The following is an 841-nucleotide window of genomic DNA, read 5'->3' on the forward strand; positions in this document are numbered from 1 at the left end:
GCCATCAACAGCTCACCGCGCCACGATCATCGCGGCCGCTTCATCGGCGTGGTGCTGACCGGGCGCCCGATCGGCGAGCTTCGCCGCGCCTACGAGGCGCTGCACAAGGCGCATCACGAATTGCAGCGCGCCCAGCGCCAACTGGTCGAGCAGGAGAAGATGGCGAGCCTCGGCCGTCTCGTCGCCGGCGTTGCGCATGAGCTAAACAACCTGATTAGCTTCGTCTATGGTAACATCCACACGCTAATGCGCTACCGTACGGCGATCGTCGCCTATCTCGACGCGGTCCACGGCAAAGGCAAGACTGCCGACCTTCCGGCGCAAAGGAAGAGCCTGCGCATCGACGAGATTTTGGAGGACGTCGGCCCGCTCATCGAAGGCACCATGGAGGGTGCGGTTCGCATCAGCGAGATCGTGAAGAATTTGCGCCGGCTGTCCTTCAGCAAGCTCGGCGAGGTCGAGCGCGTCAACATCGAACGATTGATCAACACTGCCGTGCTGTGGGCCGTGCGCACCAAGCAGGTCCGCATCGACCTGCAGATGGAGGTCGAGCCGGACCTCTGGATCTCCGGCAATGAGGGGCAATTGCACCAGGTGATCGTCAATCTTGTGGAAAATGCGATCGATGCGATGCGTGGCACCGAATTGCCTCGGCTGGTCGTCTCGGCGGCGCGCAAGGGTAACGAAATCCTGTTCCGGATCTCGGACAACGGTTCTGGAATCGACAAGGATCACATCAGCCATATCTTCGAGCCGTTCTTTACTACTAAGCGGGTTGGCGAGGGCACGGGGCTCGCCTTTGGATCAGCTATGGCATCGTGCGCGAACACGGAGGCGAGCT

At 61.1% G+C, this 841-nt stretch carries 1 pseudogene; it reads left to right on the forward strand.

Features of this window, described 5'->3' with window-relative positions:
* Positions 1-841, forward strand: a pseudogene (locus tag ACZYOF_RS44015) (sensor histidine kinase); the annotation flags it as partial.

It is taken from the genome of Bradyrhizobium sp. LeoA1Lang (assembly GCF_055413685.1).